The following is a 21307-nucleotide window of genomic DNA, read 5'->3' as shown; positions in this document are numbered from 1 at the left end:
TCGTCGGCATGGAGCGCCGCCATCCGCGGCCATCCTTGCCGGCCCCACGCCTCCGCCGCGAGCGGCGGCGTCCATCCCCCTGCCAAGGAGCGAATTCACCATGGAGCAATTCCGATTACCGACCATTCCGATGCCGCAGCTGGAGCTGCCTGCCGCCGTGCGGCAGGCGCTGGCCGAGGCCGAAGCCAAGCTGGCCGACCGGCCGAAGCTGCAGCGTCTTTTCCGCAACTGCTTCCCCAACACGCTGGAGACGACGACCAAGCTGATGCCCGACGGCACGACGTTCGTCATCACCGGCGACATCCCGGCCATGTGGCTGCGCGACTCCGTCGAGCAGGTGATCCACTACGTGCCGCTCGCCAAGGAAGACGCCGACCTGCAGCGCATCCTCGAAGGGCTCATCCGCCGCCACATGGCGATGATCCTCATCGACCCTTACGCCAACGCGTTCAACGAATCGGCCAACGACTGGCACTGGAACACGACCGACGAGACCGACATGGGGCCGTGGGTGTGGGAGCGCAAGTTCGAGCTCGACTCGATCTGCTTCTCGTTCCGCCTCGCCTACGCCTATTGGCAGGAGACGAAGCATACGGCCATCTTCGACACGGACTTCAAGCGCGCGATGCGCGCCGCGATCGACCTGTGGAAAAGGGAGCAGCGGCACTTCGAGCAGTCGCCGTACCGCTTCGTGCGCGACAACGGCATTCCGGAGGACTCCCTCCGGAACAAAGGGCTCGGCATGCCGGTCAACTACACCGGCATGATCTGGTCCGGCTTCCGCCCGAGCGACGACGCCTGCGACTTCCACTACAACATCCCGGCCAATCTGTTCGCCGTCGTGACGATGCGCCAGATGAAGGAGATCGCCAAGTGGGTGTTCCGAGACATGGCGCTCGTCCAGGAGCTGGCCGACCTCGCCGCCGAGGTGGAGCACGGCATCCGGCTGTACGGCATCGTCCGCCACCCGCAGTTCGGCCCGATCTACGCCTACGAGACGGACGGCTACGGCAACCATTGCCTGATGGACGACGCCGGCACGCCGGGCCTCATGTCCATCCCGTACTTCGGCTACGCCGCTGCGGACGATCCGATCTACCTGAACACGCGCCGCTTCGCGCTCAGCCGCGAGAACCCGTTCTACTTCGAGGGCAGGCAGGCCAAAGGCATCGGCAGCCCGCACACGCCGGACGGCTACATCTGGCACATGGCGCTCTCGATGCAGGGCCTGACCGCGACGTCCGCCGAGGAGAAGCTCGCGATGATCGATCTTCTGGAGGCGACCGACGCCGACACCGGCTACATGCACGAGGGCTTCCACTCCGACGATCCGGCCGTATTCACGCGCAAATGGTTCGCCTGGTCGAACAGCCTGTTCGCCCAGCTCGTCTACAAAGCGATGCAGGACGGCCTGATCGGCCGCAGCTGACCGACGGCAAGAGCATCCAGCCGCAAGCGGCCGCTCCGCAGCCGGTGTGCCGGAGGCTGCGCCTGTTTCGCGCCCTGCCGCCAGGGATCCACAGCGCCGCTTCTACCGCACGGCCGCCCCGCGCCCGGACTTGTCGTCCGATCGCAGAGCGGCCGTCGCCATCTTCGATAGCTTCCCGGCCCGCTCGGCGGGTATGCTGGAAGCATCATTTCCGAAAGGACCGATTCCCATGACGAAGCGCACCGCGCACATCCTGTCCCATACCCACTGGGACCGAGAGTGGTACCTCCCCTACGAGAAGCATCACGTCCGCCTCGTCCGGCTGATGGACACGCTGCTGGACACGCTGGAGACCGATCCCGGCTACCGCAGCTTCTTCCTCGACGGCCAGACGATCATCCTCGACGACTACCTGGAGGTGCGCCCGGAGAACCGCTCCCGCCTCGAGAAGCTCATCCGGGACGGACGCATCGGCATCGGTCCCTGGTACATCTTGCAGGATGCCTTCCTGACGAGCGCCGAGGCCAACGTGCGCAACCTGCAGATCGGCCACGAGGAAGCGGCCCGCTGGGGACAGGTGTCCAAGATCGGCTACTTCCCCGACACGTTCGGCCTGTTCGGCCAGACGCCGCAGCTCATGCGGCAAGCGGGCATCGACAACGCGCTGTTCGGACGGGGCGTCAAGCCGACCGGCTTCAACAACGAGGTCGGCGAGTCGAGCGCCTACGAGAGCTCCTTCTCGGAGCTCGTCTGGGAAGGCCCGGACGGCTCGCGCGTGCTCGGCATCCTGTTCGCCAACTGGTACTCCAACGGCAACGAGGTGCCGACGCGCGCCGAGGACGCCCGCGCCTACTGGGAGCGCAAGCTCGCCGACGCCGGTCGCTACGCCTCGACGCCGCATCTGCTGTTCATGAACGGCTGCGACCACCAGCCGATCCAGACCGACCTGGCCGAAGCGATCCGCATGGCAGGCGCCGTCGAGCCCGAGGTGGAGTTCATCCACTCCAACTTCCCGGACTATCTGGACGCCGTCCGCTCCGCCGCGGACGAGTCCGCGCTGTCCGTCGTGCGCGGCGAGCTGCGCAGCCAGCTGACCGACGGCTGGGGCACGCTCGTGAACACCGCCTCCTCGCGCGTCTACCTGAAGCAGATGAACGCCGCCGGCCAGTCCGTGCTCGAGCGTTCGGCCGAGCCGCTCGCGGCCTACGCCCGGCTGCTCGGCAAGGAGTATCCGCAGCATCTGCTTGGCTACGCCTGGAAGCTGCTGCTCCAAAACCATCCGCATGACAGCATCTGCGGCTGCAGCGTCGACGAGGTGCACCGCGAGATGGTCACGCGCTTCGACAAGAGCCGCCACGTCGCCGAGACGATCGTGGCCGATTCGGCGGCGTTCGTCGCCGAGGCGGTGGACACCTCCGTGTTCGGAAGCTACGGCGCGGACGCGCTTCCGTTCGTCGTCTTCAACCCGTCGGGCTGGAAGCGCAGCGGCGCCGTATCGGTCGAGCTGGACGCGGCGCGGATCTACTTCCGCGAAGGCATCGGCTTCGACGAGATGAACCGCCGCATGAAGGAGCTCGACCTGCGCGGACGCGCGCTCCTCGATGCGCAAGGACAGGCGCTGGCCTGCACGGTGGAGGACCTCGGCCTGCAGTTCGGCTATGACTTGCCGGACGACGCGTTCCGCCAGCCGTACCAATGCCGCCGCGTGCGCCTGACGTTCCAGGCGGACGCCGTGCCGGCGCTCGGCCATGCGGCCTATGCCTGGGTCCGCTCGGACGCGCGGCCGGAGGCGGCCCCGGACATCGCGGCCGATGCCCGCACGCTCGACAACGGCGTGCTCCGCGTCGAGGTCGCCGAGGACGGCACGTTCGCGCTGACCGATCGGCGCACGGGGCGGACGTTCCGCGATCTCGGCCTGTACGAGGACAGCGGCGACATCGGCAACGAGTACATGTTCATGGGACCGAAAGGCGTGGAGCCGCTGACGACGCGCGGCGTGCCGGCGACGGTCTCGATCGTGGAGAACGGCTCCGGCCGCGCCTCGCTCGAGATCGTGCACGAATGGGCCGTGCCGGCCTCGGCCGACGAGACGCTGGACCGCGAGCAGCGCGAGATCGTGTACTACCCGCAGCGGCAGGCCGGACGCTCGTCCGAGCTCGTCCCGCTGCGCCTGCGCACCGTGCTCGCGCTGGAGCAAGGCAGCGGCAGGCTGGACATCGTCAGCTCGTTCGACAACCAGGCCCGCGACCACCGGGTGCGGTTGCTGTTCCCGACCGGACTGGCGGCGGACACGCATACGGCCGACTCGATCTTCGAGGCGGCCGTGCGGCCGACCGAGCCGGCTCCGGAGTGGGACAATCCGAGCAATGCCCAGCACCAGCAAGCGTTCGCCGACGTGAGCGGCCTGGCGGCGGACGGCGCGGCCGCCGGCTTGACGGTCGCCAACGTCGGTCTGTGCGAGTACGAGGTGCTGCGCGACGGGCGGAATACGATCGCCGTCACGCTGCTCCGCTCGACCGGCGAGCTCGGCGACTGGGGCTACTTCCCGACGCCGGAGGCCCAGTGCATCGGGCCGCATGAAGCGCGTCTCGCGCTCGTGCCGCATGGCGGCGACGGCGCGGCGAGCGGCGCGTACGCCGAGGCGTACCAGCTGCAGACGCCTTGGACGGCGGTGCAGACCGGCGTGCATGCGGGCAGGCTCGCGGCCGTCGGCGCGCCCCTCGCATGGGAGGGAGAGTCGATCGCCCTCTCCGCCTTCAAGGCCAGCCCGGTCACCGGCGACCTGATCGTGCGCCTGTACAACCTGAAGCGCGAGCCGGGAGTCCTGCGGCTGCAAGCTCCTACCGGCGCGTCCGGCGCCTACAGGACCGGCGTGCTCGAGCAGGATACGGCGGACGAGCTGGAGCTGCGCGATGGACGCGCCGAGCTCGCCGTCGGGCCGGCCGAGATCGTGACGATCGGCCTACGCTGACGGTGAAGCGCCGCAGGCTCTTGAACAAGGGAAGGTCTTCCCTTGTCCCCTCTCGCAGGCGGCGCAGGCCCTCGAACAAGGGAGCCTCTTCCCTTGTTCCCGCCCTTCGGCGGCGCGGCGCGGCCGCGACGCCGAAACACCAAAGAACCGGCTCCCATTCCTAGAGAGCCGGTTCTTTTTGCGTCCGTACCCGCAGCACTTCGCTAGCTGCGTCTTGCCCCTGGCGATTCGCCGTGCGGGCGGAAAGAACCGCATGCGCCAGCGCGAGGACTCACTTCAACGCTAACGACTGGTCAAGCGCTTAGAAGCCCCTTTTGCCGAGTTTTGGAACTCTAACGACGCATCAAACGCTTCGAAGCTGCAAGACGTCGTTTTCGTCCCGATTCCAGCCCGTTTCCCGTCGTCAAGCGTTTGATTCGTCGTTAGATATTCGCGAAAACCGACTTATGCCTGCTAACGAGCTGATTCGTCGTTCGAATCCTCGCGGAGCTCGAAGCCCCTGCTAACGAGCCGATTCGTCGTTCGAATCCTCGCGAAGCTCGAGACAGACCTTCCAGCCTCAGGCCTCCGCAGCCGCTCCGCCCTGCGCCGGCAGCTCGGGCGAGCCCGCGCGGGAAGCCCACTTGAAGCTGCGCCAGCGCAGCCAGCAGACGAAGCCGCGCAAGTATTCGTCGGCGATCATGCAGATATAGATGGCCGTCAGGCCGTAGCCGAGATGGATGCTGAAGAAATAGGAGACGGCCACCGACACGCCCCACATGCTGAGCGTCGAGACGTACATCGTGAAGCGCGTGTCTCCGACGGCGTTCAGCGAGTCTGCGATCGTCATGTTGAGCATCTTGCCCGGCTGCAGCAGCAGGTTCAGACCGAGCAGGCCGGCGCAGATCGCCAGGATCTGGGGATCGGTCGTGAACAGGCCGAGCGCCTGGCTGCCGAACAGGAAGATGATGAACGAGTTGGCGATGACGACGAGCTGGCCGATCCAGAGCCCTTTGTACGCGTCCTTGTAGGCTTCGCGGGTGTTGCCGGCGCCGAACAGATGCGCCACGCGGATCTGCGTCGCCAGCGCAATCGAGAAGCCGATGAGGAAGCAGAACGACTCCAGCGTGTTCATGTACGTGCGCGCCGCCAGCTGCGCCGCTCCGAGCGAGCCGATGAACGTGAAGATGACGAGCTGCGAGAGCACCCAGTTGCCGGAGTAGACGCCGAGCGGCCAGCCGATGCGCAGGATCTCGCGGAACAGGCTGCGGCTCCACAGCTTGATGTCGCCCCACCAGATTCGGCGCTCGAACGCGAACAGGAACATGTAGACCAGCAGCGCCGAGGCGAGCAGGCGGCTGACGACGGTGCTGGCCGCGACGCCCGCCAGGCCCCATTCGGGCAGGCCGAACGCGCCGTAGATGAAGCCGTAGTTGAGGAAGATATGCACGACGTTCATGCCGATCGCCGTATACATCGGTCCGCGCGTGTTGCCCGTGTTGCGGATCGCCGCGCTGAGCGTGCTCATGATCGCCGCCAGGATCATGCTGCCGCCGACGATGGAGATGTAGGTGCGCGCCAGCGGCAGCAGCTCCTCGGGCATCTGCAGCAGGCTCGCGATCGGCCCGGGCAGGGCGATGAGCAGCACGCTGACCGCGGCTCCGATGAGCACCGTCGTCTTGAGCGCGATGATGCTGATCGAGCGGGCGTCCTCCTCCTTGCGCGCTCCGAGCTTCTGCGCGATGAGGATGCCGGCGCCGCTGGCGATGACCGTGAACAGCACCGTCAGCGCGTTGAACAGCTGGTGCGAGAACCCGACGACCGCGACCGCGTCGTCGGAAATTTCGCTGACCATGAACGTATCCGCCGCTCCGAGCAGGAACTGCAGGAACAGCTCGATGAAGATGGGCCAGGACAGCGCCCATAACGAGTAGTTGCGATTTTTCATGAATGAAACCTCCACCCTGGATTGCTGGCATACAAGAAGCATCGCTCCGACATGAAAGCCCTTTCGCCGACCTTGCCGCCAAACAACCTAATTTTCCTAGGGATGGAGCGGGATTGAGCCTTGTGCCGAGCTTGTTGGTCCATCCGTATTATAAGTGCTATACTCGCTGTGAGGTATCACGGATGCAACCTGAACTTTCAAAAACGAAACTTGAAGGAGCCCCCGCATGAAGCTGCTGCAATTCGCCTTGCCTCCGCTTCCTTACTATATCGCCAGCGGACACGAGGACCACGGCCCCGGCATGGTCCATGTCGACCGCTGCAACATCGGCCTGTTCGACCTGCTGGCCGTCGAGGAGGGCGAGCTGCTCGTCACCGAGGACGGCCGGAGCTACGAGGTCGGTCCGGGGCAGGCGCTCATCCTGCGGCCCGACGCGCATCACTACGGCACGGCTCCGACGCGCCTGCGCACGCGCTGCTACTGGCTGCATTTCAAGCACGACGGCTACTGGACCGCCACCGACGAGCGGCTGCCGCTTTACCGCGATCCGCGCGGAGCCTGGAACGGCGGGGACGCCTCCACCGGCGAAGAGCTCGACAGCGCCCATGACGCCGATTGGAAAATGAACGCGCCCCTGTTCTCCGTGCAGATGCCGCAGTACGCCGACCTGGTCGAGCCGGCGCGCACGTTCGAGCTGCTCGGCCAGCTCACGGCGCTGACGAGCAGCGGCCAGGTCGGCGGCGCGCTCTGGCGCCAGCAGATCCTGTTCCAGGAGCTGCTGCAGCAGCTGTCGGCCGGTCTCGACGCGCGCTCGACCTCGCCTTCGGCGGCCTGCGCCGCGCAGGCCGCCGCCTACCTGCGCCGGCACTACCGCGAGGACATCAGCGCCCGCGCGATGAGCGACAGCCTGAACTTCCACTCCGTCTACATCGCCCGCTGCATGCAAAAGGAGTTCGGCTGCTCGCCGAAGGAGTACCTGCTGCGCTACCGCATCGGCCAGTCCAAGCTGCTGCTGCTGCGCACCGACTATCCCGTCTCGCGCATCGCCGGCGAGGTCGGCTTCAACCAGGCGGCGTACTTCGCCTCCTGCTTCGCCAAGTACGAGGGGCTGTCGCCGCGCAGCTACCGGCAGCGCTTCTCGCATGCCTGATGCGGCCGCCCCCTCCCCCACGTCAGCCCCGAGGGCGCGGCGTCTTCGGCCTTCCGTCCGCCTGTCCTGCCTCCCCTTCTTCCGCGCATGAAAAAAAGGCCCGTTCCGGCTTGAGCCGAAACGAACCTGATCCGCATGGACCGCAAAGGAGCTCCGTCCCCTTGCGCGCCCGTCGCGCCCTTACTTCGGATTCACCCGCACCTGCGCGCCCTTGCCGCTCGACTGGATGCCGGTTTCCTTGACGCCGGCCTCCTTGAGATCGGCCAGCAGCCGCTCCAGCACGGCTTTGGCGGCGGCCGCCTCCTTGGCCCCGCTCGCCTTGACGACCAGCTGCACCGGCTTGCCCGAGCGCAAGTGCTTGTCCGCCTGGCGCAGCTTCGTGTCGTAGTCATGCTCCTCGATGTGGGCGGTGAAGCGCAGCTCCTTCGCCTTGTCCGCTCCGCCCTTCCCGCCGGCGCCCGGCTTGCCCCCGGCTGCTGCCGGACCGGCCGAGCGGCGCGCCGCCGCCGCTTCCTGCTGCGCCGCCGCCTTGCCCTTGCCCTTCGGCATCAGCCGGCAGGGAGGCGGGCTGCTCATGAGCGACGTGCAGACGAGGTCCGCTCCCGCCGCCCGCGCCAGCTCCAGCGCCTCCGTCCGCTCCACGACCCCGAGCCGTTCTCCGCCGAGGCCGGTCAGATCCACCTCGAACGCCTTGATCTGCTCATTGATGAGCACTGTCATCTGCCCGCACGACCTTTCTATAAGTAGTTCCGTGCTCTTAGCATACCTGCGATCGAGGCTCGGTTCAAACGGCGGCTGCGCCGGTTCCCGAGCCGGCAGCCGCGAAGCGAAGCGGCGCCTAGAAGACGCATGCGCCAGACCCGCCGCGCGGCCCCCGCCCTCGGCCCGGCGCTCCGACGGCAAAGGGGACTGCCCCGGTCCGTTTCCACGGTTCCGGGACAGCCCCCTCTCGAACGCCTCTGGCGTTAGCTTTGTCGAGCAGCCGAGCTTACTTCCACTCGGCGACGCGATCGATCGGCAGCCGGGTCGTCAGGCGGGCGTCCTTGGCGGCCTTGCCGACCGAGATGAGCATGGACGGCACGTAGCGGTCCGCCTCCAGGCCGAACGTCTCGGCGACGCGCGACTTGTCGTAGCCGCCGATCGGGTTCGTGTCGTAGCCGCGGGCGCGCGCCGCCAGCATGATCTGCATGCTGACCAGGCCGGTGTCGAGCAGGATCATGTCGCGGAAAGCCGATTTCGGCACGCTGCTGAACAGCCCGCTGTAATTGGCCATCATCTGGTCCATGACCTCCTGCGTCATGTAGCCCTTGGCCACGGAGCTCGACATGATCTCCCCGGCGTAGTCGAACGCCTGCATGTCGCCGAACACGGCGATGACGGCCGAAGAAGTCATCACCTGCGTGCGGTTGCGCGGAGCGATCTCCGCCAGCGCGGCCTTCGCCTCGTCGCTCTGGGCGACGACGAAGCGCCACGGCTGCAGGTTGACGGAGGACGGCGCGAGCGTCGCTTCCTCCAGAAGCTCGGTCATCTCCTCGCGGCTGATCTTGACGGACGGATCGTACTCGCGCACCGAGCGGCGCCCGGCGACGATCTCGCGGTAATCGTTCGTGCGGACAACGGCAGCTGCATTCGTCATTTCGGTTTCTCTCCTTGTGCAGGCTCTTCGGCCTGCTTTTTATGGTTGGTCCTATCCCTCTTCTATCCCGCTTTAAGCAAAAGCCGTCTCCCTCATCTAGCGTCGGAGCAGCTCTCCGGAAAGTCCGTCCCGGTCCGCCTCCCCGAGCGTGGCTCTCGTTCCGTCAATCCCCGATCAGCCTCGCGCCCGCCTCGCGCCGGACCGCCGCGGAGGGGCCGCTGGCGGCAGCGGACGGCTCCTCCAGCGAGCGGCCGAGCGCAAGCAGCAGCCGCAGCAGCTCCTTGCGCTCCGACTCGTCCAGTCCCGCCTGCAGCCGCTCCATGAACCGATCCTTCTGGCGGTTGCACGACTCGATCCAGCTCCTGCCCTCGTCGGTCAGCCGCACCTTGGTCACGCGGTTGTCGTCCTCGCAGCGGGTACGGACGAGCTTGCCCTCCGCCTCCAGCTGCTGCATGTGCCGCGTCACGGCCGCAGGGTCGATCGAGACCGCCTTCTGCAGGTCGGACTGGCTGATCTCCTCCACGCCGCGCAGCTGGCACAGCAGCTCCAGCCGATTCGGGCTCAGCCCGACATCCGCCTCGAACCGGCAGGCCAGCTGCTTGTTCAGATGAATCAGCACATAGAGCAGATCCTCGGTACGGCAGCTCATGACATGTCCTCCTGTCTGCCGAATCCCCCGGATGCGGCATGTTCTTGATCCCTCAATAGTTGATGGGTCAATGTTATCACGGAACGCCGCCTTCCCGCAAGCCCCTCCCGTCATTTGGCGTTTGCCAGCGGAAGCTCGATCCAGTATGCTGAAAGGAACGACGAACAGGCATTCCCCCTCGCGGGAGCGCCTTTTGCTACAGGAGAGACATGCCCCATGAACGCCAATCTGCCTTTGCCTTTCAAAAAGCCGCTCGGAGCGGCCGGCCGCGGCTTGCCCGCCGCCACTCTCGCCTCCGGGGACAACAGCAGCCGCCTCGTGCCGGACAGCGATGCCGACAGCGGCTATTTCCGCGCGCTCGAGAGCCGCGGGCTGTTCCTGAACGGCCCCCAGATCGAGGCCGTCCGCCATGGCGACGGCCCGCTGCTGACGCTCGCCGGAGCCGGCTCCGGCAAGACGAGCGTGCTCGCCGCCCGCACCGGCTATCTGATCGCGGAGCGCGGAGCCGATCCGCGCGCGATCCTGCTCGTCACCTTTTCCGTCAAGGCCGCCCAGGAAATGAAGGACCGGATCGCCGCGCTGCCCGGCATCGCGCACGCCGCCGCCAAAGCCGTCACCGCCCGCACGTTCCACTCGTTCTTCCTGCAGCTGCTGCGCAGCCAAGGCTTCCGCCAGGAAATTCTCGGGGGCGGACCGCTGGCCGTCATCGTGCTCAAGGGCATGCTGCGCGAGCTCGGCATCGCCGATCGGCTCGAGCCCGAGACGGCGCTGGCGGCGCTGTCCGAGGCCAAGCTCAGCCTGCGCCCGCTCGCCGAGCTGCCGGAGTCGAGCCAGGCGGAGCGCGACCTCAAGCGGCTGCTCCTGCGCTTCGAGGAATGGAAGGAGCGCGAGGGCCGCATGGACTTCGACGACATCCTGCTCTGGTCGCATCGGCTGCTGACGGAGCGGCCGGCGCTGCTGCGCACGCTGCAGGACCGCTTCCGCCTCATCATGATCGACGAGTTCCAGGACACGAGCCGGCTGCAGTACGAGCTGATCCGCCTGCTCGCGGGCAAGCGCGCCAACCTGATGGCCGTCGGGGACGACGACCAGACGATCTACGGCTTCAGCGGCGCGCGGAGCGAGTATATCCTCGGGTTCCGGGACGCCTTTCCCGGCGCCCGCGTCGTCACGCTCGACACCAACTACCGCTCCTCCGCGAGCATCGTCGGCCTCGGCAACGACATCATCCGGCACAACAAGGCCCGCTACGCCAAGACGCTCAAGGCGGTGCGCACGAGCCGCCAGGTGCCGCTCTACATCCGGCCGTTCACGACCGACCAGGAAGCGGCGGCCGTCGCCGCCCATATTCGCGAGCGGGTCGAGGAGGGGGCGCGCGGCTGGGGCGACTTCGCCATCCTGTACCGCACCGCCAGCAACAGCCGGGCGATGTTCGAGCAGCTCGTGCTGTCGGACATCCCGTTCCATCTGCAGGACAGCGGCGAGCCGTTCTACGACCAGTCGGCGGTGCGTCCGCTCGTGGACTACCTGCGCCTGTCGGTCAAGCGGCGCGACTTCGCGGCGATGGAGGGCGTGCTGCCCTCGATGTACGTGGGCCGCGCCAAGGGCATGGCCCATATCCGAGCCAAGGACGATCCCCGTCCCAAAAAAGGCCCGCTCATCCATCTGCTCACGCTGGACGGGCTCAAGGACTTCCAGCGCGACTCGATCCAGGCCCGGATCACGTTCATCAAGGGGCTGAAGGCGCTGAAGCCGGCGGACGCCATCCGCCGCATGCGCAAGGACTTCTACGACGCCTGGCTCGACGCCGAGGCTGCGGCAGGCGCGGGCAGCGCCGGCACCGTCTACAAGGAGACGCTGCGCGAGGCGCTCGACGAGCTGGAGGCCTCCGCCGGCCGTTTTGCCGACGTGCCTTCGTTCCTTGCGTTCGTGAAACGGATCGGCGAGCGCCACGCCGAGATGCGGGCGCTGCCGCCGGAGGCGGCCCGGGATGCCGTCAAGCTCATGACCATCCACAAGAGCAAGGGGCTGGAGTTCCCGGCCGTCGTCCTCATCGGCGCCTCCGAGGGCATCCTGCCCCACAGCCTCGCGCTCGAAGCGGACAAGCTGTCCGACTACGGCAACGGGGCGGCTGCGGCGGGCGATCCCGCCTCGCTCCGGGAAGCCGCGCTGGAGGAGGAGCGCCGCCTCGCCTACGTCGCCGTCACGCGGGCGCGCGACGAGCTGCTCGTCAGCTCCCCGAGCCTGTGGCGGGGCCGCAAGACCGACGTGTCGCGCTTCCTGCTCGACGCGTTCCGCCCGGCGGCGGGCACCCCGGCCGGCAGCGCAGGCTCCGGCGCGGCTGGCGGCATGGCCGGCATGGCTGGCGGCCCTGGCAGCGTGAGCACGGGATCGGCCGTAAGCAAGGCTGGCGCAGCTGGCGGCATGGCTGGCGGCGCCAGCACCGGATCGGCCGTCAGCAAGGCTGACGCAGCTCGAGGCATGGCTGGCGGCACCAGCACCGGATCGGCCGTCAGCAAAGCTGCTGGCGCAGCTAGAGGCATGGCTGGCATAGCTGGCCGCGCAAGCGCCGGATCGGCCGTCAGCAAGGCTGCTGGCGCAGACGGCGCAAGACGGACCGGTGCCGGCCCAGCTGCCAGCGCAGCCAGAGCCGGCGTTAGACGGGCCGCAAGCGGCCGGAGCGGCTCGGCCGACTCAGCTCAACCCGGCGCGGCGTCGCGCACGGGTTCACTAAAATCTGCTGCGTCCAAGTCCGCATCGATGGGCGCGAGACCGAAGCCCTAGCTCCTTCCAAGCTCCGTCCATTGCCGACGGGGCTTTTTCTTTGAACCGCGGTCCCATTTCTGCTCGAACGGTTGCCGCAGCCCGCCATGGCCGCAGCTCTAACGAAACAGAGCGACGCTATTCAGCCGAAAAAGAGCGTTTTGAAAAACTAACGAAACTCACCGATGCTATTGCCGGAAAAAGAGGCGACTGGGGGGGCATTTTGACTAAATAACGCCTCTCCGTTTCGTTAGATTCAAAAAAGCGAAGCTTTAGGCACAATAGCGCTTCTCCGTTTCGTTAGATCAGAGCGCAGGCTCAGCGCCACGGGTCGCTCTCGCGAGGCTGCCGCATCAAAAAAAACGGCCCATGCAACGGCGGCCGCATCAAAAAAACGGCCCATGCGACAGCCGCCGCATCAAAAAAACGGCCATGCGACAGCCGCCGCATCAAAAAAACGGCCCATGCGACCACCGCCGCATCAAAAAAACGGCCCCAGCGACGGCCCCCTCATTCCAGACGCCCCCCGGCAAGTCCCCGCGTGCCCGCTTCTCCCTTTCCGCGACGAGCGTCAGCCATGCTCGCCCGGCATCCGTCACCGGCCTCTATCCAACGCAAAAACCGGCCCGCCCGAAGGACAGGCCGGCTTCCGGATGGACCGGAAGGCGGAGTCGGTTATTTTTTCTTCTTCTTTTGATTGACCGAGCTGAATGCCGCTTGGGCATCCGCCGTCAGATCCTGAGCGAACTCCGTATCCTGGTTGGCCGCGAAGCTGTTCAGCTTCGTCGTTTGGACGTCTGCCTTGCTCGCCTTGTTTTTACCCATGAATGATCGGCACCTCTTTCGTGGATGATGGGCTTGCCCCGATAGCTTGCGCACGGCGACCGCTTTTCATGCGTTCCAGCGGCTAGGAGCAGGCCGCCGCAGAAGCGAAGCCTCTCCAGTCCCAATCTCCTTCCATTGACGCGCTTTGCCCCTCCATTGCTCGCCGCGCACAACTTCCGTCCGAGCCGATCCCGGTCCCGGGTCCAGGTCGGATTCCATTCGTGGGGCCGTGTCGGCGCAGCCGGGCATGGAGGTACAATAAGGACATCAAGCCGCACGGCCGGGCAGCCGGCGTGCCGCATATAGAGGAGACTGACACCGTCATGAAAACCTTGTATCGCTCCCGTACTGACCGCAAAATCGCGGGGCTGTGCGGAGGAATCGGCCGCACGTACGGCATCGATACCGGACTCGTCCGGATCGGCTTCATCGCCGTCGGCGTCTTCAGCGGCGGCACGGGCCTGCTGCTCTACGCCGCAGCCAGCGTCGTCCTGCCAAAAGAGCCGGAGTGGAACGGCCCTCCTTCTCGGGAGCCTTTCTACAACTAACCGCCCGCCTTTCCGTCCCACAGCCGAGCTTTCATTAGAAGACTTCCCATTCCCTTCAACCTGATAAGGAGCGTGTATCCATGAGCGTATTCGACCGAATTCTCAACCTGACCAAAGCAACCGCCAACGAAATGCTGAACAAGCTGGAAAACCCGACGCTGATGATGAACCAATATATCCGCAACATGGAGGAAGAGATCGACGGCATGAAAACCGAGCTGCAGCGCCAGCAAGCGGCTGCCCGCTCGTACGGCTCCCGCCTGGAGGAAGTGACGCAGCTGGCCCAGCACAACCAGGCCAAGGCCGAGGAGGCGCTGCGGGACGGACGCGAGGCGGAAGCCCGCGCCGCGCTAGAGGCGAAGCTCCGCTATGCCGAGCAGGAGCAGGAATACCGCCGCTTGCATGAGCACGCGAAGCATGCCTCTGCCGAGCTGGAGATTCGCCTGGATTCCGCCAAGGAAGAGCTGCAGCGCCTCGTCCAGAAGCGCAACGATCTGAGCGAGCGCATTCAAAAAGCCGAGGCGGCCGCCGAGCGCACCGCCCCGAGCTTCAGCCACGGCTTCGAGCCGGGACGCGCCTCCCGCGGCTTCGACCGCATCGAGGAAAAGGTGCTCCAGTGGGAAGCCCAGCTCGGCCTGAGCCGGGACTACAAAGGCCCGTCGGCCGGCTCCTCAAGCTATGGGAGCGGGTACGAGACCGCTTCATCCACTCCATCCGCTCCGCAGGACAACGGCCGCTCCGCCGCCATCGACGAGCAGCTCGCCGAGCTGCGCCGCAAGATGAAAGGCGACTAAAGCAAGTCTTGCGCTTCTCGCAAACCCATGACCTGACGCATACACTCGAATCGGCGTGATGTCGGCCCGCATGAGCCTCATCCCGCGCCCATGCGTGGTGCCCCGACAAGAGCCGGCTCCCAGGCTCCCACGCTTTCGCCCCTACGGCCAAAAGCCATTCTGCCCAAAGCAGAATGGCTTTTCCCTGTTGACCCCATTTCAGGGAAAAGAAACAAACCGCCGCCCTGCCGCGTACAACTTGGAAAAGGAGGTCTGCTTCATAAAGCGCATCACCCTCGTCTTCCTCTGCGCCGGACTCGGCCTCGCGGCCGCTGCCGGAGCCGTCGGCCTCGTGGGCGGAGAAGCCTCGCTGGTCCGCGCATCGGCTTGGAGCGGAGGCGTTCCGCTCGTGCTCGCGATGCTGTTCTCCGGAGCGTTCATCGGCGGAGACTCTCGGCGGGTCGGCACCTACGCCGACGACGGCGAATCGCTGCGGCGCCGCAACGACTGGTCGGCCCGCTGCCTGCTGCTGGCGCTGCCGAGCCTGCTGCTGTGCGCCGCCGTTTATTTTCTCTAATCCGGAAGGAGCGTCCGCCGATGACCCTGCGTTGGTTCCTGGCCAGCTTCGTCTTTTCGGCCACGAATATCTTTCTGGCCGCCTATGCCCTGGACATCAAGGAGTTTTCCGATCGCTCCTGGCTCAATGCCGCCGTCGATACCGGCTACGCGCTTGGACAGGTGCTCGTCCTGCTGCTCGTAGAAGTGCGCCGACCGCCTGCCGAAAAGGCTCTGCGCCTCTACTCGCTGTTCTCGCTCGCGCTGCTGGTCGTCTTCGCCCTGGTCAAGCTGGCGTCTTGACGTCCTGCTCCGGACAGCGGCCTGCACATGCCGAAGCCCTCCTGCCGCTGCGCGCGGCCGGAGGGCTTCTCTTCCAATCGGATGACGGCATCGCCAGCCTTCGTTCCGCTCAAGCTGCGCGGCCGTACGGCCGCATCAACGCCCCGCATGCTCCAGCACGAACCGCAGCTTGTCCCGGCGATGCGCGCCGCTCACTTCATGGCCGAGGAACGGATAGTCGCGGATCTCCTTGGGCGCATGGATGCGGTTGAACGCCGCATAGACCGTCTCCGGCGGACAGATCGGGTCCTTCCAGCCGACGCTTACGAGCACCGGCGCCGCGATCCGGCAAGCCAGGTTCATGTTGTCGAAGCAAGCGAGATGCTCCAGCAGCCGCGACAGCTCCTCCGGCTTGCGGCTCGCCAGCTGGCCGGCCTCCGACAGCGAGCCGGCCGAGCTGAAGATCGCGTGGTCGACATGGCACAGGTTCGGAATATCGGCCAGCACGGCCGCCAAGCCGATCTCCGGAAACTCCCCCAGCCCGCAAAGCGCGGCTGCCGCCAGCGCCAGCCCGCCCCCTTGGCTGCCTCCGCACGGAACGAGCCGGCTCGCGTCGACCTCCGGCTGCGAGGCCGCTGCCTGCAGCGCCTTGAGGCTGTCGACGAAGAGCGCCATATAATAGGTCCGATCCGGGCCGTCGAGCAGATTTTGCGTAATCCATCCCTTCGCCATGCCATGCGCGGACGGCAGCAGGCTGCCCGTCTCGCCTCCCTGTCCTCTCGCATCGACGGCCAGCACGGCATAACCCGCCAGCAGCCAGCCCGCGTGATCCTCCGGATAGCCGGCCCCTGCCGTGTAGCCGGGGTAGACGACGATGCAGGGAACGGGCCGCCCTCCTCGCGCCTCTTCCTTGGGCACCAGGTAAAGCCCGCTTACCGGCGTATCGTCGTAGCCTTCATACGTAATTCGGTACACATCCGCGCAGGGAAACAGCTCTTCGTCCACTCGCGTCCGCGCTTCATGCAGCGGCTTGCTCCAAGCCCGCTCCAGCCGCGGCTGCCAGAATGCCTCGCTCTTCTCCTTTTCCATCGTCAGCGGCGGCATGTACAGCTGCAGCTCCATCTTGCGCCGCTGGAGATGGTTCAGCTCGGTGTTGCCGGGTATGCCCGCATAAGAATTCATCGTCCCGCCTCCTCGCCCGCTCGGGCTTCCTTCTGTGCAAAGGGTACCTGCTCCGCCTGCTTCTCGTCAACGCATCCTTATCCATTACCCATCCACATCTCTCCGGCCAAGAACATTTGTTCCGCCCTTTTCGATTGCTGCCACCCTGTTGTCACAGCGGCCGGTTAAGCTGGAAGCAGATCAAAGGCCGGCAGGCAAGGGAAGGGATGACGCTTCCCCGCTTGGCCGCGACCGAAGGAGGAACCCCTTTATGATGGCAGAGGACCTATATCGATACGAGATGGAGCTGAGGCGGCACCACAAGCAGTCGGGCCGACCGGCAGAGCAGCCGTGGCTTGCGGCAGCGGCCGGGCCGCCGCTTCCGGGAGCCGCCGCGCAGCCGCATCCTTATGAGCTTAGGCGGGATGGACGGACAGCCTCGATGCGCCCCGGCGCCGGCCGCGCGCTCCTGTCCTGGCTCCGCAGCTAGCCGGGCCGTCCGCATCCAAAAAAAAGCCTCCGCCCTCCCGGCAAGCGGGAAAGCGGAGGCTGAAAACGATCAGGCATAATGGCAAGCGGCCCAGTGGGACGGGTTCGGTCCGACCTGGCGCAGCTCCGGCACCTCGGCCGCGCAGCGCTCGGTCGCAGCCGGGCAGCGCGTGCGGAACGGACAGCCGCTCGGCGGGCTGATCGGGCTCGGCAGGTCGCCGCGCAGCACGATGCGCTCCTTGTTGGCCTCGACCTCCGGATCCGGGATCGGGATCGACGAGAGCAGCGCCTGCGTGTACGGGTGGCGCGGATCGGCGTACAGGTCCTCGCTGTCGGCGATCTCGACGAGCTTGCCGAGATACATGACGGCGATGCGGTCGCTGATATGCTTGACCATCGCCAGGTCATGCGCGATGAACAGGTAGGTCAGGCCCTCGGTCCGCTGCAGGTTCTGCAGCAGGTTGACGACCTGCGCCTGGATCGACACGTCGAGCGCGGAGATCGGCTCGTCGGCGACGATGAACTTCGGATCGACCGCGAGCGCGCGGGCGATGCCGATGCGCTGGCGCTGGCCGCCGGAGAACTCATGCGGGTAGCGCGTCAGATGCGACGGATTCAGGCCGACCTTCTCGAGCAGGCGCTCGACGGCGACCTTGCGCTCCTTGGGGCTCGACACGAGCTTGTGGATGTCCAGCGGCTCGGCGATGATATTCTCGACCGTCCAGCGCGGGTTCAGCGAAGCGTACGGGTCCTGGAATACCATCTGCATCTCGCGACGGAACGCCTTGAGCTTGGAGCCTTTGAGATCGTAGATGTTGGAGCCGTTGTAGCGCACTTCGCCGGAAGTCGGCTCGTACAGGCGCATGATCGTGCGGCCGGCCGTCGACTTGCCGCAGCCGGACTCGCCGACCATGCCGAGCGTCTCGCCCTTGCGGATGGACAGGTTCAGGCCGTTGACCGCCTTGAGCGTCTTGCCCTTGCCGACTTCAAAAAACTTGCTGAGGTTGTCCACCTCGAGCATCGCGTTCGGTTGGCTTGCCATCGGTTCTCCTCCTTACTCCGGCTTGGCGTGGAGCCAGCACTTGGATTCATGGGTATCGCTGTGCGTGAACATGTACGGATCCTGCTCCAGGCACACTTCCATCGCGTACGGGCAACGTGCGGCGAACGCGCAGCCGTGCGGAGGACTGGCCATGTCCGGAGGCGTGCCCTCGATCGGAATGAGCGGCTCGTCCTTGCGCTGGTCCAGCCGCGGCAGCGATTTGAGCAGGCCCTGCGTGTACGGATGCTGCGGCGACTTGAAGATTTCGAACTTGTTGCCGCGCTCCACGACCTGGCCCGCGTACATGACGATGACTTTGTCGCACATGTCCGCGACGATGCCGAGATCGTGCGTAATCAGGATGATCGACGTGCCGAGCTTCTCCTGCATGTCCTTCATGACCTGCAGGATCTGCGCCTGGATCGTCACGTCGAGCGCGGTCGTCGGCTCGTCGGCGATCAGCAGCGTCGGATCGCAGCTGAGCGCGATGGCGATCATCGCGCGCTGGCGCATGCCGCCGGAAAATTCAAACGGATACTGCTTCACGCGGGCTTCCGGATTCGGAATGCCGACGAGGCGGAGCATGTCGATCGCTTTTTTGCTCGCGGCGTCCTTGCTCAGCTTCTGGTGGCGCGTCAGCACTTCGACGATCTGGGAGCCGATCGTCATCGTCGGGTTGAGCGACGTCATCGGGTCTTGGAAGATCATGCCGATGTCGCGCCCGCGCACGGACTCCATCTGCTTCTCCGTCTTCTTGAGCAGGTCGCTGCCCTCGAAGACGATCTGTCCGGCCTTGTACGTGCCGGGAGGCGTCGGGATGAGGCGCATGACCGACTGGGCCGTGACGCTTTTGCCCGAGCCGGATTCGCCGACGATCGCGAGCGCCTCGCCCTTGGCCATCTCGAAGGTCACGCCGCGCACGGCCTGGACTTCCCCGCCGCGCACGCGGAACGAGACGCGCAGATCGTCGACTTTAAGAATCGGTTCCATGGTGCTTCACCTTCCTCATCTATCGGTTGCTGGACGCAGGGGCCGCGCAAGGCCCGCTGCGGAAAGTCCTATCGGAATGCCTGCCGCCCTGCCTTCACCGGCAGCCGGCGGCGGCAGAACGTTCATGGTCGGGGCCGGCTTTATTCCACCCGTGTCTTCGGATCGAAAGCGTCGCGCAGTCCGTCGCCGAAGATGTTGAACGCGAGCATGGCCAAGCAGAGCATGCCGGCCGGGAAGAGCAGCGTCCACGGATAGATCGTCCAGCTCGTGAGCGAGTCGTTGATCATGACGCCCCAGGATGCAGCCGGAGATTGAACGCCGAGGCCGAGGAAGCTGAGGAACGCCTCCGCGAAGATGGCGCTCGGTACGGTCAGCGTCATCGTGACGATGATCGGGCCCATCGTGTTCGGGATGAGATGCTTGAACAGAATGCGGAAGCCGCCGGAGCCCATGGCGCGGGCTGCCAGGACGTACTCCTGGTTCTTGAGCTGCATGATCTGGCCGCGCACGATCCAAGCCATGTTGATCCAACCCGTCGCGGTCAGGGCGATAATCAGCGTCCACATGCCTTGGCCGAGCACGACGCCGAGCAGGATGACGACGAGCAGGTAAGGAATGGAGTACAGGATTTCGCTGATCTTGTTGAGCACTTCGTCGACCTTGCCGCCGAAGTAGCCCATGATGCCGCCGATGATGATGCCGAGGATGACGTCGGCGATGGCGGCGACAATGCCGACCGTCAGCGAGATTTGCGCGCCTTTCCAAGCGCGGGCGAACAGGTCGCGGCCGAGCTCGTCCGTGCCGAAGTAGTGCGTGCCGCCGGGGGCGAGGAACGTATCCATCAGCGACTGCGAGCGGAAGTCATGCGGCGTGAACAGCGGATAGATGATCGCCATGATAATCATCAGCAGCAGCACGATGCCGGAGGCCATGGCGAACTTGTTGGCCGTCAGCTTCATCATGGCCAGCTTCCAGGTCGTGTAGCTCGGCGCCATCTGCTGCTGCGCGAAATCACGCTTCTTCAGCGGCACGAACTTCTTCGGATCGGGAAGAGGCCGTTTCGTTTCCTTGATTGGGTCCATTGTTGATCAGCCTCCCTTGTTGCTCTTCTTCATCCGCGGATCCACCATCGCGTAGCCGATGTCGGCAAGGAAGCGGGCGAACATCAGGATGACCGCATAGAACAGGGTGATGCCCATGATGAGCGGATAGTCGCGGTTCGTGACGCTGTTCGTGAAGAACTGGCCGAGTCCCGGGACGTTGTAGATCTTCTCGACGACGACGCCGCCGGTGATGATGTTGGCGCTCATCGGTCCGAGGTAGGTGACGACCGGCAGGATCGCGTTGCGCAGGCCGTGCCGGAGCGTGATGCGCAGCGGCGACATGCCCTTGGCCTTGGCGGTGCGGATGTAGTCCGCCGTCAGCACCTCCAGCATGGAGGAGCGGGTCAGCCGCGCGATGAACGCGATCGGCAGCGCCGACAGCGCGAACGTCGGCAGGATGTAGCCGAGCGGCGAGTTGAGGCCGGATACCGGCAGCCATCTCCACTCCGCGCCGATGTAGTATTGCGTGACGGACGCGACGACGAAGTTCGGGATCGAGATGCCCAGGATGGAGATCACGACAGCGAGCTTGTCGATCAGCTTGCGGTTGTACATCGCGGAGATCATGCCGAGCGCGACGCCGACGATGACCGAGACGATGATCGCGAAGATGCCCAGCTTGGCGGAGTACAGGAACGACTGGGAGATGATCTGCGTGACGGTCTGGCCCGGCGTCTTGTAGGAGATGCCGAGATCGCCCTGCACGATATTGCCCAGGTAGACGAAATATTGCTGCCAGAGCGGCTTATCCAGGCCGTAGAAGGCCTTGAGGGCTTCTTGCGCGGCCTTCGGCGTCTTTTCATCCAGGAACGGATTGCCCGGCACCGCCTGCATGAGGAAGAAGGTCAGGGTCGCAAGGACAAACAGGGACAGGAGAATATTGAGGAATCTCCGGCCAATGAATCGAATCATTCCAGCACCTCTTTTCATTACCTTGCCCAACCGCAAAGAAAGAAGGGACGTCCGGAGACGGTCCGGCGCCGGAAAGCGCCGGACGACGGCTCCTGCCGCGGT

The 21307-nt window shown here is 65.7% G+C and carries 19 protein-coding genes; 9 read left to right on the top strand and 10 right to left on the bottom strand.

Annotated elements, in window-relative coordinates:
• The first annotated feature begins 100 nt into the window (after positions 1 to 100).
• Both HGI30_RS02440 and HGI30_RS02435 read left to right on the top strand, forming a co-directional pair.
• Entirely contained in the window at positions 101 to 1429 is a 1329-nt protein-coding gene (locus HGI30_RS02440) for a glycoside hydrolase family 125 protein (RefSeq protein WP_168906240.1), read from the top strand.
• Positions 1430 to 1658: 229 nt separating this feature from the next.
• Positions 1659 to 4400: an alpha-mannosidase gene (locus HGI30_RS02435; protein ID WP_168906239.1), complete on the top strand. Its 2742-nt coding sequence runs from the start codon at positions 1659 to 1661 to the stop codon at positions 4398 to 4400.
• Between the two features lie 559 nt (positions 4401 to 4959).
• On the opposite strand, the gene HGI30_RS02430 is transcribed toward HGI30_RS02435, so the two are convergent.
• On the bottom strand, positions 4960 to 6327 hold the full coding sequence (locus HGI30_RS02430) for an MATE family efflux transporter (RefSeq protein ID WP_168906238.1): 1368 nt from the start codon (positions 6325 to 6327) through the stop codon (positions 4960 to 4962).
• Positions 6328 to 6553: 226 nt separating this feature from the next.
• Here HGI30_RS02430 and HGI30_RS02425 point away from each other — a divergent pair, with 226 nt between their 5' ends.
• Positions 6554 to 7477, top strand: coding sequence for a helix-turn-helix domain-containing protein (locus HGI30_RS02425; protein WP_168906237.1), 924 nt, complete (start codon positions 6554 to 6556; stop codon positions 7475 to 7477).
• Between the two features lie 180 nt (positions 7478 to 7657).
• Here the strand turns inward: HGI30_RS02425 and HGI30_RS02420 are convergent, their stop codons facing one another.
• The 3 genes from HGI30_RS02420 to HGI30_RS02410 all read right to left on the bottom strand — a co-directional run bounded on the left by HGI30_RS02420 (position 7658) and on the right by HGI30_RS02410 (position 9762).
• Positions 7658 to 8197, bottom strand: coding sequence for a translation initiation factor IF-3 (locus HGI30_RS02420; RefSeq protein ID WP_168906236.1), 540 nt, complete (start codon positions 8195 to 8197; stop codon positions 7658 to 7660).
• A 268-nt stretch (positions 8198 to 8465) separates the two neighbouring features.
• Complete coding sequence (locus HGI30_RS02415; protein WP_168906235.1) at positions 8466 to 9113, bottom strand: nitroreductase family protein; 648 nt, start codon at positions 9111 to 9113, stop codon at positions 8466 to 8468.
• Positions 9114 to 9276: 163 nt separating this feature from the next.
• On the bottom strand, positions 9277 to 9762 hold the full coding sequence (locus HGI30_RS02410) for a MarR family winged helix-turn-helix transcriptional regulator (protein WP_235680292.1): 486 nt from the start codon (positions 9760 to 9762) through the stop codon (positions 9277 to 9279).
• A 216-nt stretch (positions 9763 to 9978) separates the two neighbouring features.
• On the opposite strand from HGI30_RS02410, the gene HGI30_RS02405 reads away from it, so the two are divergent.
• The gene (locus HGI30_RS02405) at positions 9979 to 12546 is read left to right on the top strand and encodes an ATP-dependent helicase (RefSeq protein ID WP_168906233.1); all 2568 of its coding nucleotides are present in this window, start codon (positions 9979 to 9981) and stop codon (positions 12544 to 12546) included.
• A 654-nt stretch (positions 12547 to 13200) separates the two neighbouring features.
• On the opposite strand, the gene HGI30_RS02400 is transcribed toward HGI30_RS02405, so the two are convergent.
• The gene (locus HGI30_RS02400) at positions 13201 to 13350 is read right to left on the bottom strand and encodes a hypothetical protein (RefSeq protein ID WP_168906232.1); all 150 of its coding nucleotides are present in this window, start codon (positions 13348 to 13350) and stop codon (positions 13201 to 13203) included.
• A 323-nt stretch (positions 13351 to 13673) separates the two neighbouring features.
• Here HGI30_RS02400 and HGI30_RS02395 point away from each other — a divergent pair, with 323 nt between their 5' ends.
• From HGI30_RS02395 to HGI30_RS02380, 4 genes are all read left to right on the top strand, one after another.
• A complete protein-coding gene (locus HGI30_RS02395; RefSeq protein WP_168906231.1) occupies positions 13674 to 13898 on the top strand; it encodes a PspC domain-containing protein in 225 nt (74 codons plus the stop codon).
• A gap of 80 nt (positions 13899 to 13978) precedes the next feature.
• Positions 13979 to 14692 carry a PspA/IM30 family protein gene (locus HGI30_RS02390; RefSeq protein WP_168906230.1) on the top strand — a complete coding sequence of 238 codons (714 nt, stop codon included), beginning with the start codon at positions 13979 to 13981 and terminating at the stop codon, positions 14690 to 14692.
• Positions 14693 to 14930: 238 nt separating this feature from the next.
• Positions 14931 to 15248 carry a DUF5316 family protein gene (locus tag HGI30_RS02385; protein ID WP_168906229.1) on the top strand — a complete coding sequence of 106 codons (318 nt, stop codon included), beginning with the start codon at positions 14931 to 14933 and terminating at the stop codon, positions 15246 to 15248.
• 20 nt (positions 15249 to 15268) lie between these two features.
• Positions 15269 to 15529 (top strand): hypothetical protein, encoded by a 261-nt coding sequence (locus HGI30_RS02380; protein ID WP_168906228.1) that lies wholly within the window; start codon positions 15269 to 15271, stop codon positions 15527 to 15529.
• A gap of 135 nt (positions 15530 to 15664) precedes the next feature.
• On the opposite strand, the gene HGI30_RS02375 is transcribed toward HGI30_RS02380, so the two are convergent.
• Positions 15665 to 16690 carry an acetylxylan esterase gene (locus HGI30_RS02375; RefSeq protein WP_235680291.1) on the bottom strand — a complete coding sequence of 342 codons (1026 nt, stop codon included), beginning with the start codon at positions 16688 to 16690 and terminating at the stop codon, positions 15665 to 15667.
• Between the two features lie 250 nt (positions 16691 to 16940).
• Here HGI30_RS02375 and HGI30_RS02370 point away from each other — a divergent pair, with 250 nt between their 5' ends.
• A complete protein-coding gene (locus tag HGI30_RS02370) occupies positions 16941 to 17159 on the top strand; it encodes a hypothetical protein (protein WP_168906227.1) in 219 nt (72 codons plus the stop codon).
• Positions 17160 to 17228: 69 nt separating this feature from the next.
• On the opposite strand, the gene HGI30_RS02365 is transcribed toward HGI30_RS02370, so the two are convergent.
• From HGI30_RS02365 to HGI30_RS02350, 4 genes are all read right to left on the bottom strand, one after another.
• Positions 17229 to 18200, bottom strand: coding sequence for an ABC transporter ATP-binding protein (locus HGI30_RS02365; protein ID WP_168906226.1), 972 nt, complete (start codon positions 18198 to 18200; stop codon positions 17229 to 17231).
• A gap of 12 nt (positions 18201 to 18212) precedes the next feature.
• Positions 18213 to 19190: an ABC transporter ATP-binding protein gene (locus HGI30_RS02360; protein ID WP_168906225.1), complete on the bottom strand. Its 978-nt coding sequence runs from the start codon at positions 19188 to 19190 to the stop codon at positions 18213 to 18215.
• Between the two features lie 140 nt (positions 19191 to 19330).
• A complete protein-coding gene (locus tag HGI30_RS02355; RefSeq protein WP_168906224.1) occupies positions 19331 to 20272 on the bottom strand; it encodes an ABC transporter permease in 942 nt (313 codons plus the stop codon).
• Positions 20273 to 20278: 6 nt separating this feature from the next.
• A complete protein-coding gene (locus HGI30_RS02350) occupies positions 20279 to 21205 on the bottom strand; it encodes an ABC transporter permease (RefSeq protein ID WP_168906223.1) in 927 nt (308 codons plus the stop codon).
• Positions 21206 to 21307 lie beyond the last annotated feature (102 nt).

The sequence above is a fragment of the Paenibacillus albicereus genome (assembly GCF_012676905.1).
Classification (GTDB): Bacteria; Bacillota; Bacilli; order Paenibacillales; family Paenibacillaceae; genus Paenibacillus_O; species Paenibacillus_O albicereus.
This window is presented reverse-complemented; position numbering and strand designations above follow the sequence as displayed.

Excerpts from the sequence above, each read along its gene's own strand:
- HGI30_RS02440 (WP_168906240.1), top strand. The coding sequence starts at position 101 with ATGGAGCAATTCCGATTACCGACCATTCCGATGCCGCAGCTGGAGCTG.
- HGI30_RS02435 (WP_168906239.1), top strand. The coding sequence starts at position 1,659 with ATGACGAAGCGCACCGCGCACATCCTGTCCCATACCCACTGGGACCGA.
- HGI30_RS02430 (WP_168906238.1), bottom strand. The coding sequence starts at position 6,327 with ATGAAAAATCGCAACTACTCGTTATGGGCGCTGTCCTGGCCCATCTTC.
- HGI30_RS02425 (WP_168906237.1), top strand. The coding sequence starts at position 6,554 with ATGAAGCTGCTGCAATTCGCCTTGCCTCCGCTTCCTTACTATATCGCC.
- HGI30_RS02420 (WP_168906236.1), bottom strand. The coding sequence starts at position 8,197 with ATGACAGTGCTCATCAATGAGCAGATCAAGGCGTTCGAGGTGGATCTG.
- HGI30_RS02415 (WP_168906235.1), bottom strand. The coding sequence starts at position 9,113 with ATGACGAATGCAGCTGCCGTTGTCCGCACGAACGATTACCGCGAGATC.
- HGI30_RS02410 (WP_235680292.1), bottom strand. The coding sequence starts at position 9,762 with ATGAGCTGCCGTACCGAGGATCTGCTCTATGTGCTGATTCATCTGAAC.
- HGI30_RS02405 (WP_168906233.1), top strand. The coding sequence starts at position 9,979 with ATGAACGCCAATCTGCCTTTGCCTTTCAAAAAGCCGCTCGGAGCGGCC.
- HGI30_RS02400 (WP_168906232.1), bottom strand. The coding sequence starts at position 13,350 with ATGGGTAAAAACAAGGCGAGCAAGGCAGACGTCCAAACGACGAAGCTG.
- HGI30_RS02395 (WP_168906231.1), top strand. The coding sequence starts at position 13,674 with ATGAAAACCTTGTATCGCTCCCGTACTGACCGCAAAATCGCGGGGCTG.
- HGI30_RS02390 (WP_168906230.1), top strand. The coding sequence starts at position 13,979 with ATGAGCGTATTCGACCGAATTCTCAACCTGACCAAAGCAACCGCCAAC.
- HGI30_RS02380 (WP_168906228.1), top strand. The coding sequence starts at position 15,269 with ATGACCCTGCGTTGGTTCCTGGCCAGCTTCGTCTTTTCGGCCACGAAT.
- HGI30_RS02375 (WP_235680291.1), bottom strand. The coding sequence starts at position 16,690 with ATGAATTCTTATGCGGGCATACCCGGCAACACCGAGCTGAACCATCTC.
- HGI30_RS02370 (WP_168906227.1), top strand. The coding sequence starts at position 16,941 with ATGATGGCAGAGGACCTATATCGATACGAGATGGAGCTGAGGCGGCAC.
- HGI30_RS02365 (WP_168906226.1), bottom strand. The coding sequence starts at position 18,200 with ATGGCAAGCCAACCGAACGCGATGCTCGAGGTGGACAACCTCAGCAAG.
- HGI30_RS02360 (WP_168906225.1), bottom strand. The coding sequence starts at position 19,190 with ATGGAACCGATTCTTAAAGTCGACGATCTGCGCGTCTCGTTCCGCGTG.
- HGI30_RS02355 (WP_168906224.1), bottom strand. The coding sequence starts at position 20,272 with ATGGACCCAATCAAGGAAACGAAACGGCCTCTTCCCGATCCGAAGAAG.
- HGI30_RS02350 (WP_168906223.1), bottom strand. The coding sequence starts at position 21,205 with ATGATTCGATTCATTGGCCGGAGATTCCTCAATATTCTCCTGTCCCTG.